The sequence below is a fragment of the Pseudomonas sp. AKS31 genome (assembly GCF_023634765.1).
Lineage (GTDB): Bacteria > Pseudomonadota > Gammaproteobacteria > Pseudomonadales > Pseudomonadaceae > Aquipseudomonas.
This window is the reverse complement of the sequence record NZ_JAMLFX010000002.1, coordinates 1,156,705-1,156,907: the sequence shown is the minus strand read 5'-3', so window position 1 is coordinate 1,156,907 and position 203 is coordinate 1,156,705. Positions and strand designations below refer to the sequence as shown.

Annotated in this window: 1 pseudogene; it reads left to right on the top strand. The window is 49.3% G+C overall.

Going from position 1 to position 203, the window contains the following annotated elements:
* Positions 1-203 (top strand): annotated as a pseudogene (locus M9827_RS27965) (IS4 family transposase); the annotation flags it as partial.

The following is a 203-nucleotide window of genomic DNA, read 5'->3' as shown; positions in this document are numbered from 1 at the left end:
TTGGGATTGGGCTTGAATCTACATCGCAGCCATTGCCTGCATCGTATTGAGATACTGCTGTTGATTGCAGTTCTCGCCAATTACCTGCTCTTTTTAACGGGGCTTCAGGCTCGAAAAAGTAACTTGGAGCGGTGATATCAAAGCAACAGCCTCAGAGAACGACGAGTGCTTTCATTGTGGCGCCTTGGCCTGGAATACTGGCG